9 protein-coding genes and 1 tRNA gene are annotated in these 14863 nt (G+C 74.1%); 8 read left to right on the top strand and 2 right to left on the bottom strand.

What is annotated here, in order from left to right; all coding sequences use genetic code 11:
- Window positions 1-132 precede the first annotated feature (132 nt).
- The 7 genes from trpB to ACWIZO_RS23150 all read left to right on the top strand — a co-directional run bounded on the left by trpB (window position 133) and on the right by ACWIZO_RS23150 (window position 12120).
- Window positions 133-1482 carry a tryptophan synthase subunit beta gene (gene trpB, locus ACWIZO_RS23180; RefSeq protein WP_448639951.1) on the top strand — a complete coding sequence of 450 codons (1350 nt, stop codon included), beginning with the start codon at window positions 133-135 and terminating at the stop codon, window positions 1480-1482.
- Window positions 1479-2282 carry a tryptophan synthase subunit alpha gene (trpA, locus tag ACWIZO_RS23175; protein WP_448639950.1) on the top strand — a complete coding sequence of 268 codons (804 nt, stop codon included), beginning with the start codon at window positions 1479-1481 and terminating at the stop codon, window positions 2280-2282. Before trpB ends, trpA begins: the two co-directional genes overlap by 4 nt.
- On the top strand, window positions 2279-3265 hold the full coding sequence (lgt, locus tag ACWIZO_RS23170) for a prolipoprotein diacylglyceryl transferase (RefSeq protein ID WP_448639949.1): 987 nt from the start codon (window positions 2279-2281) through the stop codon (window positions 3263-3265). The genes trpA and lgt overlap by 4 nt, the downstream gene beginning before the upstream one ends.
- A 334-nt stretch (window positions 3266-3599) precedes the next feature.
- Window positions 3600-8273 (top strand): glutamate synthase large subunit, encoded by a 4674-nt coding sequence (gene gltB, locus ACWIZO_RS23165; RefSeq protein ID WP_448639948.1) that lies wholly within the window; start codon window positions 3600-3602, stop codon window positions 8271-8273.
- Window positions 8266-9753 (top strand): glutamate synthase subunit beta, encoded by a 1488-nt coding sequence (locus ACWIZO_RS23160; protein ID WP_448639947.1) that lies wholly within the window; start codon window positions 8266-8268, stop codon window positions 9751-9753. Before gltB ends, ACWIZO_RS23160 begins: the two co-directional genes overlap by 8 nt.
- 79 nt (window positions 9754-9832) lie before the next feature.
- Window positions 9833-11248: a pyruvate kinase gene (gene pyk, locus ACWIZO_RS23155; RefSeq protein WP_448639946.1), complete on the top strand. Its 1416-nt coding sequence runs from the start codon at window positions 9833-9835 to the stop codon at window positions 11246-11248.
- Window positions 11245-12120, top strand: coding sequence for an acyl-CoA thioesterase (locus ACWIZO_RS23150; protein ID WP_448639945.1), 876 nt, complete (start codon window positions 11245-11247; stop codon window positions 12118-12120). Before pyk ends, ACWIZO_RS23150 begins: the two co-directional genes overlap by 4 nt.
- On the opposite strand, the gene ACWIZO_RS23145 is transcribed toward ACWIZO_RS23150, so the two are convergent.
- A complete protein-coding gene (locus ACWIZO_RS23145) occupies window positions 12098-13789 on the bottom strand; it encodes an aminotransferase class I/II-fold pyridoxal phosphate-dependent enzyme (RefSeq protein ID WP_448639944.1) in 1692 nt (563 codons plus the stop codon). The two genes, ACWIZO_RS23150 and ACWIZO_RS23145, sit on opposite strands and share 23 nt — an antisense overlap.
- 274 nt (window positions 13790-14063) lie before the next feature.
- Window positions 14064-14137 (bottom strand) — tRNA-Leu (locus ACWIZO_RS23140).
- Window positions 14138-14215: 78 nt separating this feature from the next.
- Between ACWIZO_RS23140 and ACWIZO_RS23135 the strand changes: the two genes are divergently transcribed.
- Window positions 14216-14821, top strand: coding sequence for an ANTAR domain-containing response regulator (locus ACWIZO_RS23135; RefSeq protein WP_448639943.1), 606 nt, complete (start codon window positions 14216-14218; stop codon window positions 14819-14821).
- Window positions 14822-14863: the final 42 nt, after the last annotated feature.

The raw sequence follows: 14863 nt of genomic DNA, 5'->3' as shown, positions 1-14863 counted from the left end.
ACGTCGGCAGCACGGCCTCGCGGGCAGTCCGGTTCCGCCGTCGACGGTGGGGAGGTGGCGCCCGGCCGGGTCGAGTACGACCCGCCGACCCCTCCGCCACCTGCGCGCTCGCTCACGAGGGACACTGGGCGCATGACGACCAGTGCCGTGCACCCTCCCGAGCAGCGACTCGAGTCGGCGCACCCCGCCTGGCCCGACGCCACCGGCCACTTCGGCGTCTTCGGCGGGCGCTTCGTCCCCGAGGCGCTGATCGCGGCGCTCGACGACCTCACCGAGGCGTTCGAGGCCATGCGGGCCGACCCGGCCTTCGTCGAGGAGTTCGCCGCGCTGCAGCGCGACTACACCGGCCGGCCCAGCCCGGTCACCGAGGTGCCCCGGTTCGCCGAGCACTGCGGCGGGGCGCGGGTGCTGCTCAAGCGCGAGGACCTCAACCACACCGGCTCGCACAAGATCAACAACGTGCTCGGCCAGGCGCTGCTGACCCGCCGCATCGGCAAGCAGCGGGTCATCGCCGAGACTGGCGCCGGCCAGCACGGCGTCGCCACCGCCACCGCCGCGGCCCTGCTGGGCCTGTCGTGCACCGTCTACATGGGCGAGGAGGACACCCGCCGCCAGGCGCTCAACGTCGCCCGCATGCGGCTGCTCGGCGCCGAGGTGGTCCCGGTCACCACCGGCTCGCGCACCCTCAAGGACGCCATCAACGAGGCCTTCCGCGACTGGGTGACCAACGTCGAGACGACGAACTACGTGTTCGGCACCGTCGCCGGCCCGCACCCCTTCCCGCTCATGGTCCGCGAGTTCCAGCGGGTCATCGGCGACGAGGCCCGCGCGCAGGTCCTCGAGCGGGAGGGCCGGCTGCCCGACGCCGTCCTGGCCTGCGTGGGCGGCGGGTCCAACGCGATCGGGATCTTCACCGCCTTCGTCCCCGACGAGGGCGTGCGGCTGCTGGGCCTGGAGGCCGCCGGCGACGGCGTCGAGACCGGCCGGCACGCGGCCACGATCACCGGCGGCTCGCCGGGCGTGCTGCACGGCGCCCGCTCCTACCTGCTGCAGGACGACAACGGCCAGACCATCGAGTCGCACTCGATCAGTGCGGGCCTGGACTACCCGGGCGTGGGCCCCGAGCACTCCCACCTGCACGACATCGGCCGCGCCGAGTACCGCCCGGTCACCGACGCCGAGGCCATGGAGGCCTTCGCACTGCTGTCGCGCACCGAGGGGATCATCCCGGCCATCGAGTCCGCGCACGCCCTGGCCGGCGCGATGCGGCTGGGCCGGGAGCTGGGCCCGGACGCGCTGCTGCTGGTGAACCTCTCCGGGCGCGGGGACAAGGACGTCGAGACGGCGTCGCGCTGGTTCGGGCTCGGCGACCGCACCGAGGTCGATCCCGGCCCGGGCATGGACACCGACCAGCGGCCCACCGAGGGCGCGGTCGCCTCCGGCGACGCGGTGCCGGGACAGGACGCGGGGGAGTCGGCGTGAGCGCGCTCGAGGACCGGGTCGCGCAGGCGCGGGCCGAGGGGCGGGCCGCGCTGATCGGCTACCTGCCGGTCGGCTACCCCGACGTGCCGCGCTCGATCGAGGCCATGGTCGCGCTGGTGGAGGGCGGGGCGGACGCCGTGGAGATCGGCGTCCCGTACTCCGACCCCGGGATGGAGGGCCCGGTCATCCAGGAGGCGATGGACGTCGCCGTCCGGGCCGGCGTGGGGTTGTCCGACGTGTTCGGTGCGGTCCGCGCGATCGCCGACGCGGGGGCGGTGCCCGTGGTCATGAGCTACTGGAACCCCATCGAGCACTACGGCGTCGACCGGTTCGCCGACGACCTGGCCGCCGCCGGGGGTGCGGGCGCGATCACCCCCGACCTGATCCCCGACGAGGCCGGGCCCTGGCTGGCCGCCACCGACCGCACCGGTCTCGACCGGGTCTTCCTGGTCGCGCCGTCGTCCACCGACGCCCGGCTGGCCGCCACCGTCGCCGCCTGCCGCGGCTTCGTGTACGCCGCCTCCACGATGGGCGTCACCGGCGTCCGGGCCGCGGTGAGCGACGCGGCCGAGCGGCTGGTCACCCGCACCCGCGCCGTGGCCGGCGAGCTGCCGGTGTGCGTGGGCCTGGGCGTCTCGAACGGCGACCAGGCCGCCGAGGTGGCCGGCTTCGCCGACGGCGTGATCGTCGGCTCGGCCTACGTCCGGCAGGTGCTCGACGGACACGGCCCGGAGGGCGTCCGCGCGCTGTCGGCCGAGCTGGCCGAGGGCGTCCGCCGCCGCGCGGGCGTGACGGCGTGAGCCCGCTCGCGGTCATCCCCAGCCCCACCCAGGGTGTCTGGGAGCTCGGCCCCTTCCCGATCCGGGCCTACGCGCTGTGCATCATCGCCGGCATCGTGGCCGCCTGCTGGATCGCCGAGCGGCGCTGGGTGGCCCGCGGCGGCCGGCCCGGCGAGGTGCTCGACATCGCCGTCTGGGCGGTGCCCTTCGGCATCCTCGGCGGCCGGCTCTACCACGTGCTCACGACGCCGCAGCCCTACTTCGGCGAGGGCGGCGACCCGCTGCGCGCCTTCGCCATCTGGGAGGGCGGCCTGGGCATCTGGGGCGCGATCGCCCTCGGGGGCGTCGGTGCGTGGATCGCCTGCCGCCGCCGCGGCATCCCGCTGCCGGCCTTCGGCGACGCCATCGCCCCCGGCCTGCTGGTCGCCCAGGCGATCGGCCGGCTGGGCAACTGGTTCAACAACGAGCTCTACGGCGGCCCCACCGACCTGCCCTGGGCCCTGCGGGTCTACGAGTGGGACGGCGGACGGGCCGTCGCCGGAGCCGACGGTCAGCCGGTGGTGCTCGGCACCTTCCACCCGACCTTCCTCTACGAGCTGCTGTGGTGCCTCGCCGCCGCGGCTGTCGTCGTCTGGGCCGACCGCCGCTTCCGGCTCTCCCACGGCCGCGCGTTCGCCCTCTACGTCGCGCTGTACTGCGCCGGCCGCCTGTGGATCGAGCTGCTGCGCATCGACCCGGCCAACACCTTCTTCGGCATCCGGCTCAACGTCTTCACCGCCGTCGTGGTGGGCCTGCTCGCCGTCGCCTACGTCGTCTGGCAGCGCGGCCGCCCGCGCGAGGTGGTCCACCCGGAGGACCGGGAGGCCGTCGGGGCTGCCGGACGTGACGACGACGACACCCCGGAACCGGCCGGCGACCCGGCGGACGAGGTCCCGACCAGTGCGGACGCCCCCGCCGCCCGGCGGGCCGGTGACCGTTCTCACGACGCGCCCGGCACGGCCTGACCGGACGCGCCGCACACGTCGTTCGGGCGGGTCGGCCGGCCGTCCCGGCTGTGTACTCTTCCTCCAGATCCCCCAGTGATCCTGGTGGGTCGCACGTGTCGGACCGGGCCAGCGCTGCCCCGCGGACGACGACCCCGCGGCACCACCCGTGGGGCCGCTGACCCCAGCCGGCCCGGACACACCGTGCTCCAGCCGGTCGCGGCTCGACCGCAGCCCCGCGTCTGCACCCCCCGCCGTACCTCCCCGCTCCGCCCCCCTTGACCACCGGCCGGGCTCCGCGCCCCCACGCCGCCCTCCCCTGAGGACGGCGCGGCAGCCGACGACGGGAGTGATCATGCTCGGGTCTCCCACCCCCGCCCCCCAGGCCGCGCGCACCGCGCCCACCTCGGCCGTCCCCTTCTCCGCGGTGCCGCCCGCCACCGGTCTCTACGACCCGGCGAACGACTCCGACGCCTGCGGAGTCGCCTTCGTGGCCGACGCCCGGGGCCGCCGCTCGCGGAAGATCGTCGCCGCCGGGCTGACCGCGCTGCACAACCTCGACCACCGCGGGGCCGCCGGTTCCGAGCCCAACTCCGGTGACGGCGCGGGAATCCTCACCCAGGTCCCCGACGAGCTGCTGCGGGCCAGCGTCGACTTCGACCTGCCCCCGGTCGGCGAGTACTCCGTCGGCATCGCCTTCCTGCCCGTCGACGAGGCCGAGCGGGCGGACCGCCGCGCCGACGTCGCCCGCATCGCCGCCGAGGAGGGCCTGACCGTCCTCGGCTGGCGCGACGTGCCGGTCGACCCCGACGGCGCCGACCTCGGCCCCACCGCCCGCGCGGTCATGCCGCACTTCGCCCAGGTGTTCGTCGCCGAGACCATGGGCGCCCGCGCCGACGCCGCCGCGTTCGGCGGCCCGCGGTCGGTCAACGGTGTCACCCGGCTGGAGCGGCGCTCCTTCGTGCTGCGCAAGCGCGCCGAGCGCGAGGCCCGCGAGGCCGGCAGCTCCCTCTACGTCGTCTCGTTGTCGTGCCGGACGCTGACCTACAAGGGCATGCTGACCACCGACCAGCTGCCGGCGTTCTTCCCCGACCTGCGCGACGAGCGCTACCAGTCGGCGATCGCCCTGGTGCACAGCCGGTTCTCCACCAACACCTTCCCGAGCTGGCCGCTGGCCCACCCGTTCCGGTTCATCGCCCACAACGGCGAGATCAACACGATCAAGGGCAACCGCAACCGGATGCGCGCCCGCGAGGCCAAGCTCGAGACCGAGCTGTTCGACGGCCCCGCCGGCCCGGCCAGCGAGCTCGGCCTGGAGCGGATCTTCCCGGTCACCGCCAGCGACTTCAGCGACTCGGCCACCTTCGACGAGGTGCTCGAGCTGCTGCACCTGTCGGGCCGCTCGCTGCCGCACGCGGTGCTCATGATGATCCCGGAGGCGTGGGAGAACCACGACGAGATGGACCCGGCCCGCCGGGCCTTCTACCGGTTCCACTCCTCGATCATGGAGCCCTGGGACGGGCCGGCCTGCGTGGCCTTCACCGACGGCACCGTCATCGGCGCCGTCCTCGACCGCAACGGCCTGCGCCCGGGCCGCTGGTGGCGGACGCGCGACGACCTCGTCGTCCTGGCCAGCGAGGCCGGCGTCCTGGAGATCCCGGCCGGCGACGTCGTCGCCAAGGGCCGGCTGCAGCCGGGCCGGATGTTCCTCGTCGACACCACCTCCGGGCGGATCGTCTCCGACGAGGAGGTCAAGGGCGCCCTGGCCGGGGAGCACCCCTACGACGACTGGCTGCACGCCGGCCTGGTGCACCTGCCGCAGCTGCCCGAGCGGCGGCGCGCGCGGCCCAGCCACGAGTCCGTCGTCCGCCGGCAGCTGCTGTTCGGCTACACCGAGGAGGACCTGCGCGTCCTGCTCACCCCGATGGCCTCCAGCGGTGCCGAGCCGATCGGCTCCATGGGCACCGACACCCCGATCGCGGCGCTGTCGGACCGCTCCCGGCTGCTCTACGACTACTTCGGGCAGCTGTTCGCGCAGGTGACCAACCCGCCGCTGGACGCCATCCGCGAGGAGCTGGTGACCAGCCTGGGCCGCACCTTCGGCCCCGAGCAGAACCTGCTGCGGGCCACCCCGGCGTCCTGCCGCCAGGTGTTCCTGCCCTACCCGGTCATCGACAACGACGAGCTGGCCAAGATCCTGCACATCGACGACGACGGCGACCTGCCCGGCTTCGCCGCCGTCCGGATCACCGGCCACTTCGACGTCACCGGCGGCGGCCCGGCGCTGGTGCAGGCGGTCGAGGAGCTGCGGACCAAGGTCAGCAAGGCCATCGCGGCCGGCGCCCGGGTCATCGTGCTCTCCGACCGCGACTGCGACGAGAGGCGCGCGCCGATCCCGTCGCTGCTGATGACCGCCGCGGTGCACCACCACCTGGTGCGCGAGCGGACCCGCATGGAGGTCGGCCTCGTCGTCGAGTCCGGCGACTGCCGCGAGGTGCACCACGTCGCGCTGCTGCTCGGCTACGGCGCGGCCGCGGTCAACCCCTACCTGGCCTTCGAGTCGATCGAGGACCTCATCCGCGACGGCGCGCTCACCGGCGTCCAGGCGGCGCAGGCCGTGCGCAACGTGGTCAAGGCGCTGGGCAAGGGCGTCCTCAAGGTCATGAGCAAGATGGGCATCAGCACCGTCGGCTCGTACACGATGGCGCAGATCTTCGAGGCGGTCGGCCTGTCGAAGGAGGTCGTCGACGAGTACTTCACCGGCACCTCCGCCCCCCTGGGCGGGGTCGGCGTCGACGTGCTCGCCGAGGAGGTCGCCATGCGGCACCGGCGCGCCTACCCGGAGAACCCCACCGAGCGGGCGCACCGCCGCCTGGAGACCGGCGGGGAGTACCAGTGGCGCCGCGAGGGCGAGGTGCACCTGTTCAACCCCGAGACGGTGTTCCTGCTCCAGCACTCCACCCGCTCGCGGCAGTACGAGGTCTTCGAGCGCTACACCCAGACCGTCGACCAGCTGTCGGAGGACGCGGCCACCCTCCGCGGCCTGTTCTCGATCCGGCAGGGTGTGCGGCCGCCGGTGCCGCTGGAGGAGGTCGAGCCGGCCAGCGAGATCGTCAAGCGGTTCCAGACCGGCGCGATGAGCTACGGCTCCATCTCCCAGGAGGCGCACGAGACCCTCGCCATCGCGATGAACCGCCTCGGCGGGCGGTCCAACACCGGCGAGGGCGGGGAGGACCCCGACCGGTTCGTGCCCGACCCCAACGGCGACCTGCGCCGCTCGGCGATCAAGCAGGTGGCCAGCGGCCGCTTCGGCGTGACCAGCGAGTACCTGGTCAACTCCGACGACATCCAGATCAAGATGGCGCAGGGCGCCAAGCCCGGCGAGGGCGGCCAGCTGCCCGGCGGCAAGGTGTACCCGTGGGTGGCCCGCACCCGGCACTCGACGCCGGGCGTCGGCCTGATCAGCCCGCCGCCGCACCACGACATCTACTCGATCGAGGACCTCAAGCAGCTCATCCACGATCTGAAGAACGCCAACGACCAGGCGCGGGTCAACGTCAAGCTGGTCGCCGAGGTCGGCGTCGGCACGGTTGCGGCCGGGGTCAGCAAGGCCCACGCCGACGTGGTGCTCATCTCCGGGCACGACGGCGGCACCGGCGCCGCCCCGCTGACCTCGCTCAAGCACGCCGGCTCGCCGTGGGAGCTCGGCCTGGCCGAGACGCAGCAGACGCTGCTGGCCAACGGCCTGCGCGACCGGATCGTCGTGCAGGTCGACGGGCAGATGAAGACCGGCCGCGACGTGGTCGTGGCGATGCTGCTGGGCGCCGAGGAGTACGGCTTCGCCACCGCTCCGCTGGTGGTCTCGGGCTGCATCATGATGCGGGTCTGCCACCTCGACACCTGCCCCGTCGGCGTCGCGACGCAGAACCCGGAGCTGCGCAAGCGGTTCACCGGGCGCCCGGAGTTCGTGGTCACCTTCTTCGAGTTCCTCGCCGAGCAGGTGCGCGCGTACCTGGCCGAGCTGGGCTTCCGCAGCGTCGAGGAGGCCGTCGGTCACGTCGAGCTGCTCGACACCCGCCAGGCGGTCGACCACTGGAAGGCCCGCGGCCTGGACCTGTCGGCGATGCTCGCGCTGCCCGACCTGCCCGAGGGCACCCCGCGGCACGCCGTGCGCGCCCAGGACCACGGCCTCGACGTCGCGCTGGACCAGACGCTGATCCAGCTGTGCGAGGGCGCGCTGCTCGACGCGCGGCCGGTGAGCCTGGAGCTGCCGGTGCGCAACGTCAACCGCACCGTCGGCACGATGCTGGGCTCGATGGTCACCCGCCGCTTCGGCGGCGAAGGCCTGCCCGACGGCACGATCGACCTGACCTTCACCGGGTCGGCCGGCCAGTCCTTCGGCGCCTTCGTGCCGCGCGGGATCACCATGCGGCTGTTCGGCGACGCCAACGACTACGTCGGCAAGGGCCTCTCCGGCGGGCGGATCGTCGTGCGGCCGGCGCGGGAGGCGACCTTCCCCGCCGAGGACAACGTCATCGCCGGCAACGTCATCGGCTACGGCGCCACCGGCGGGGAGGTCTTCCTGCGCGGACGGGTCGGCGAGCGCTTCTGCGTCCGCAACTCCGGCGCCCTGGCCGTCGTCGAGGGCGTCGGCGACCACGCGCTGGAGTACATGACCGGCGGGCGCGCGGTGATCCTGGGGCCCACCGGCCGCAACGTGGCGGCGGGCATGTCCGGCGGCATCGGCTACGTCCTCGACCTGGCCCGGCACCGGGTCAACGGCGAGATGGTCGACATCGAGCCGCTGGACGGGGAGTCCGCGCAGTGGCTGCGGGAGGTGCTGCTCCGGTACCAGGCCGAGACCGAGTCCCCCGTGGCCGCCGCGCTGCTGGCCGACTGGGGCCGCTGGTCCGAGCAGTTCAGCGTGATCATGCCGCGCGACTACCGGCGCGCGCTGGAGGCCCGGCGCGCCGCCGAGGCCGCCGGGACGGATGTCGACCGAGCAGTGATGGAGGCCGCACGTGGCTGACTCGACGGGGTTCCTGAAGTACGAGCGGGCGATGCCGCCGCGGCGGCCCGTCGACGTCCGCATCCTGGACTGGAAGGACGTCTACCTCTCCCGGCAGAGCGGTGAGGACGCCGTCTACCCGGTCACGGCGCTGCGCCAGCAGGCCGCCCGGTGCATGGACTGCGGCATCCCCTTCTGCCACCACGGGTGCCCGCTGGGCAACCTCATCCCGGAGTGGAACGACCTGGCCCGCCGCGACGACTGGCAGGAGGCGATCGAGCGCCTGCACGCGACCAACAACTTCCCGGAGTTCACCGGGAAGCTGTGCCCCGCCCCGTGCGAGGGCGCCTGCGTGCTGAACCTGCAGGACTCGCCGGTCACGATCAAGCAGATCGAGTGGGAGATCGTCGACCAGGCCTTCGAGCGCGGCCACGTCGGTCCGCAGGCCCCGGCCGAGCGGACCGGCAAGAAGGTCGCCGTCGTCGGGTCGGGCCCGGCCGGGCTGGCCGCCGCCCAGCAGCTGACCCGCGCCGGCCACGACGTCACCGTCTACGAGCGGGCCGACCGGATCGGCGGGCTGCTGCGCTACGGCATCCCCGAGTTCAAGATGGAGAAGGCCGTCCTCGACCGGCGGCTGGACCAGATGCGCGCCGAGGGCACCCGCTTCGTCACCGGCGTCGAGGTCGGCGGCAGCGGCGAGGCCGACCTGTCCGCCGAGCAGCTGCGCAGCGAGTACGACGCCGTCGTGCTGGCCGCCGGCGCCACTGTCGGCCGCGACCTGCCCGCGCCCGGGCGGGAGCTGTCGGGCATCCACCTGGCCATGGAGTTCCTGCCCTTCGGCAACCGGCAGGCGCTCGGCGAGCTCGACGACCCGCCCATCACCGCTGCGGGCAAGGACGTCGTCATCATCGGTGGCGGTGACACCGGCGCGGACTGCCTGGGGACCTCGCACCGGCAGGGCGCCCGCTCGGTGACCCAGCTGGAGATCATGCCGGCCCCGCCGGACACGCGGGCGGAGGGCAACCCCTGGCCCACCTACCCGATGATCATGCGGATCTCCTCGGCGCACGAGGAGGGCGGCGAGCGGCTGTACTCGGTCAACACCGAGCGCTTCCTCGGCGACGACGAGGGGCACGTGCGCGCGCTGGTCATCCACGAGGTCGAGCGGGTCGACGGCCGCTTCCAGAAGGTCGAGGGCACCGAACGGGAGCTGCCGGCCCAGCTGGTGCTGCTGGCCATGGGCTTCACCGGTGTCCAGCGCGAGGGCCTGGTGGAGACCCTCGGCCTGGAGCTCGACGCCCGCGGCAACGTCGCCCGCGACGAGGAGTTCATGTCGACCGTGCCGGGCGTGTTCGTCGCCGGTGACGTCGGTCGCGGCCAGTCGCTCATCGTCTGGGCGATCGCCGAGGGCCGCGCCGCCGCCGGCGCCGCCGACACGTGGCTGACCGGCAGCTCCATGCTGCCGCGCCCGGTCACCCCGACGGCGGTCGCGCTGCGCTGACGGTCCCTCCTGACCCTCGCCCCTCGCGGACCCGCGAGGGGTCGGGGGTCGGGAGGGTCCGTCAACTAGCGTCTACGACATGAGCCGTCGCGCGAAGATCGTCTGCACCCTGGGCCCGGCCACGAACTCCCTCGAGCAGATCACCGCCCTCGTCGAGTCGGGGATGGACGTCGCCCGGCTCAACTTCAGCCACGGCTCGCACGCCGACCACGAGGCCGCCTACCTCAAGGTGCGCCAGGCCTCGGACAGGACCGGCCACGCCGTCGCCATCCTGGCCGACCTGCAGGGCCCCAAGATCCGCCTCGGCACCTTCGCCGACGGGCCAGTCACCTGGGACACCGGCAGCCGGGTCTGCATCACCGTCGACGACGTCCAGGGCACCGCCGAGCGCGTCTCCACGACCTACAAGGGCCTGGCCGCCGACGCCCGGGTCGGCGACCGCCTGCTGGTCGACGACGGCAAGCTGGCGCTGTCGGTGGTCTCCGTCGACGGCCCCGACGTGTGGTGCCTGGTCGTCGAGGGCGGCCAGGTCTCCAACAACAAGGGCCTGTCCCTGCCCGGCGTGGCCGTGAGCGTCCCGGCGCTGTCGGAGAAGGACGAGGAGGACCTGCGCTTCGCCCTGCACCTGTCGGTGGACTTCATCGCGCTGTCGTTCGTCCGCTCGCCGGCCGACGTCGAGCTGGTGCGCGACATCATGCGCCAGGAGGACATCTCCGTCCCGGTCATCGCCAAGCTGGAGAAGCCCGAGGCGGTGGAGAACCTCGAGGCCATCGTCGAGGCCTTCGACGGGATCATGGTCGCCCGCGGCGACCTCGGCGTGGAGCTGGCGCTGGAGACGGTGCCACTGGTGCAGAAGCGCGCCGTCCAGGCCGCCCGCGAGCGCAACAAGCCGGTCATCGTGGCCACCCAGATGCTCGAGTCGATGATCGAGAACTCCCGCCCGACCCGCGCCGAGGCCTCCGACGTCGCCAACGCCGTCCTCGACGGCGCCGACGCCGTGATGCTCTCCGGGGAGACGTCGGTGGGCCGCTACGCGATCGGCGCGGTGCGCACGATGGAGCGGATCATCGACGCGGTCGAGAGCGACGAGGCGTGGGTGCCCGACCTGCACCGCAAGTCGCGCTCCCGCTCCGGGGCGATCGTGCGCGCGGCCCGCGACATCGCCGAGGCGATGGACGTCAAGGCGCTCGCGACGTTCACGCAGACCGGCGACAGCGCCCGCCGGCTGGCCGCGCTGCACCCGCGGCAGCCGCTGCTGGCCTTCACCGTCGACGGGCGGGTCCGCAGCCAGCTGGCGCTGTCCTGGGGCGTGGAGACCTTCCTCGTGCCCTCCGTGCAGCACACCGACGACATGGTCCGCCAGGTCGACTTCTCGCTGCTGTCCATCGGCCGGCTCCGGGAGGGCGACCGCGTCGTCGTCGTGGCCGGCAGCCCGCCCAACACCCCCGGGTCGACCAACCTGATCCGCGTGCACGAGGTCGGGACCGACTCGTGAGCGGCGGCGGGTCCCAGGCCGCCGCCCTCATGACCGTCCTCGACCTCGAGGAGCGCGAGACCGACGTCTTCGTCGGCCAAACGCCCACCACCCGGCTGCAGCGGATCTTCGGCGGCCAGGTGGCCGGGCAGGCGCTCATGGCCGCCGGGCGGACGGTGGGGAGCGGCCGGGGCGTGCACTCACTGCACTCCTACTTCCTGCGGCCCGGCGACCCGCACGAGGAGTTGCGCTACACCGTCGAGCGGATCCGCGACGGCCGGTCGTTCTCCTCCCGCCGTGTCATCGCCTGCCAGCGGCGCCGCGGTGAGGACGTCGCGGTCTTCGCGCTGACGGCGGACTTCCACGCCGGCGAGCAGGCCGTCGTCGCGCACGCCCGGCCGATGCCCGACGTCCCGCGGCCCGACGAGCTGCCCTCGCTGGCCGAGTACGCGGCCGGGCACGGCGAGCTCGCCTCACCGGCGCTGGAGATCAGCCGGGCGGTCGAGCAGCGCCCGCTGGCCAACCCCTTCGCGCCCGAGCCCAAGGCCCCGCCGCGCACCCAGACCCACGCCTGGTTCCGCGTCGCCGGCCGGCTGCCCGACGACGCCGCCGTGCACGCCGCCGCCCTCACCTTCGTCACCGACCTGACGCTGCTCTCGGCCGGGCTGGCGCGCATCGGCGGCGGCTGGGGCGCCCGCTACGTCGGCGCGAGCCTCGACCACGCCGTGTGGTTCCACGCGCCGGTGCGCGCCGACGAGTGGTTCCTCTACGAGACCGACAGCCCGGCCGCCTCGGCCGGGCGGGCGCTGTGCTTCGGCAGCATCTGGTCCGCCGACGGCACCCACGTGGCCACCGTCGCGCAGGAGGGGCTCATCCGGACACTGGGGGAGTGACGGCGGCGGGCTCGCCCGCTGGTGCCCCGACCTCCTCCCGGCCGGTCCCCTCCTGACTGGTCTCCTCCGGTCCCGCCTCCGCGCCGTGCGTGCCCCTGTCGGTGGCCGCGGCGGCGCGCTCCGCCTCGGCCCGGCGCTCCGCCTCGGCCCGGCGCTCCGCCTCGGCCCGGCGCTCCGCCTCGGCCCGTGCCCGCTCGGCGGCCTGCTCGGCGAAGTCGTCGGCCAGCCAGTCGTGGCCCTCGCACAGCAGCGCCCAGGCGCGCTCGACGTGCGCCCGCGTCGTCGTTGGGGCGCCGAGCGCCACCCGCAGCACCACCTGCCCGCGGACGGTGGTGTGGGTCAGGAAGACCTCCCCGCCGTCGTTGAGCCGCTCCAGCAGCGTCATGGTGGCCACGTCGGCGTCGACGTCGGCCGGCCAGCGCGGCCGCAGGCACACCAGCGACAGCGGGTGCGGCGCGACGACGTCGAAGCGGTCGTCGGCGTCGGCCCAGCCGGCCAGCTCCTGCGCCAGCGCCACACCGGACCGCACGTGCGCCCGCAGCCCCTCCGCGCCGTACCAGCGCAGCACCGCCCACAGCTTGAGCGCCCGGAACCGGCGGCCGAGCTCGATCTGCCAGTCGCGGTAGTCGACGACGGCGCCGGCGTCCGTGGCGGCGTTGCGCAGGTACTCCGGCAGGATCGCCAGCGCCCCGGTGAGCGCGGCCCGGTCGGCGACCCAGAACAGGGTGGCGTCGAAGCCGGTGAGCAGCCACTTGTGCGCGTCGGTGGTGTAGCTGTCGGCCTCCTCCACGCCGGCCTGCAGCGGCCGCAGCTCCGGCGCCACGGCGCTCACGCCAGCGTAGGCGGCGTCCACGTGCAGCCAGACGCCGTACCGGCGGCAGATCGGGCCGAGTTCGGCCAGCGGGTCCACGGCGGTGGTCGACGTCGTCCCGACGGTGGCGCAGACGAGCACCGGGCGCAGACCGCGGGCGGTGTCGCGCTCCAGCCGCGCGGCCAGGGCCGCCGGGCGCATCGCCAGGTCGCCGTCGACCTCCACCAGCCGGACGGCGTCGGTGCCGAGCCCGGCGATCCGCACCGCCTTCTCCATCGACGAATGCGTCTCCGAGGAGACGTAGACCGTGTACTCGTCGGGCAGCACGCCGTGCCGGACGGTGGCCCCGCCGCTGGCCCGGTGCAGCGCGGCGAGCAGCGCCACCAGGTTGGCCCCGGAGCTGGAGTCCTGGACGACGCCGCCGCCGGTGCCGGTGGACCGGAACGCCGCCGGCAGGCCGAGCAGGTCGGCCAGCCAGTCGAGGACGTGCTGCTCGAGCTCGGTGGCCGCCGGGCTGGTCACCCACGACATGCCCTGCACGCCGAGGCCCGCCGAGAGCAGGTCGCCGAGCACGGAGGGTCCGGAGGTGTTGGCCGGGAAGTAGGCGAGGAAGCCGGGGTGCTGCCAGTGGGTGATCCCCGGCAGGACGACGCGCTCGAGGTCGGCCAGGACGGCGGAGAACGGCTCGCCGTGCTCGGGTGCCGACGGCGGGAGGGCGGCCCGCACGTCGCCGGGCGCAACCCTCGACCGGACCGGGAAGGACTCCAGCCGCGACCAGTAGTCGGCGATCCAGTCGACCACCTCGTGACCGTGCTGCCGGAACTGCTCGGGGGTCATGTGGGGCACGGGCTCGCTCACCCCGCCACCGTATGCGGTGCCCCCGGCGGCCCTCAGGACGAGGACGCCGGGACGGACGCCGCCCTGCGGGGTGGTGCGAGGAGTGGGGGCCGGAGGCTCCCGCGACCGAGTGCCGGGGTGGGCTCCACGGTGGCCGGGGACGGCACGTGGTGGCGGTGTCGGCCGACGAGCGGGGCCCGGAGGGTCCCCGAGGAGGACTCGACTGCACGGCTCCACGCGAGCCGGGGACGGCACGTGGTGGCGGTGTCGGCCGGTAGGCCGACGATCAGCGGAGTGCCCCCGGTGCGACTCGAACGCACACTGCGCGGGTTTTGAGTCCGCTCCCTCTGCCGATTGGGGTACGGGGGCTGGTGCCGCGACCGAGGTCACGGCAGGTGCAGCTTAGCCGGGCAGCCGAGACGCCCCGTCGTCGCTAGGCTCCCCGCCGTGAGCAGCGAGCCGACCCGGGTCCTCATCGCCGAGGACGAGGCGCTGATCCGCCTCGACCTCAAGGAGATGCTGGAGGAGGAGGGGTACGTCGTCGTGGCCGAGGCCGGCGACGGCCAGACCGCCGTCGACCGCGCCCGCGAGCTGACACCCGACCTGGTCATCCTCGACATCCAGATGCCCGTCCTCGACGGGCTGGCGGCCGCGGAGCAGATCGCCTCGACCCGGATTGCGCCGGTCATCGTGCTGACCGCCTTCAGCCAGCGAGAGCTGGTCGAGCGGGCCCGGGACGCCGGCGCGATGGCCTACCTGGTCAAGCCGTTCTCCAAGAACGACCTCGTCCCGGCCATCGAGGTCGCCCGTGCCCGGTTCACCGAGATCGCCGCGCTCGACGGCGAGGTGCGCTCCCTCGAGGAGCGCCTGGAGGCACGCAAGGTCGTGGAGAAGGCCAAGGGCGTCCTGATGAGCCAGCAGGGCATGACCGAGGCCGAGGCCTTCCGCTTCATCCAGCGCACCGCCATGAACGAGCGGACGTCGATGAAGGCGCTCGCCGAGCGGATCCTGGCCCCCGACACGCCGGTCCCGGCGGACGGTGCACCCTCCTGAGGGACGGCATCACCCCACCGGAGAAGGCCAGGTCACGACACC

The sequence above is a fragment of the Geodermatophilus sp. URMC 63 genome (genome assembly GCF_053502565.1).
This window is presented reverse-complemented; position numbering and strand designations above follow the sequence as displayed.

Excerpts from the sequence above, each read along its gene's own strand:
- pyk (WP_448639946.1), top strand. The coding sequence starts at position 9,833 with ATGAGCCGTCGCGCGAAGATCGTCTGCACCCTGGGCCCGGCCACGAAC.
- gltB (WP_448639948.1), top strand. The coding sequence starts at position 3,600 with ATGCTCGGGTCTCCCACCCCCGCCCCCCAGGCCGCGCGCACCGCGCCC.
- trpB (WP_448639951.1), top strand. The coding sequence starts at position 133 with ATGACGACCAGTGCCGTGCACCCTCCCGAGCAGCGACTCGAGTCGGCG.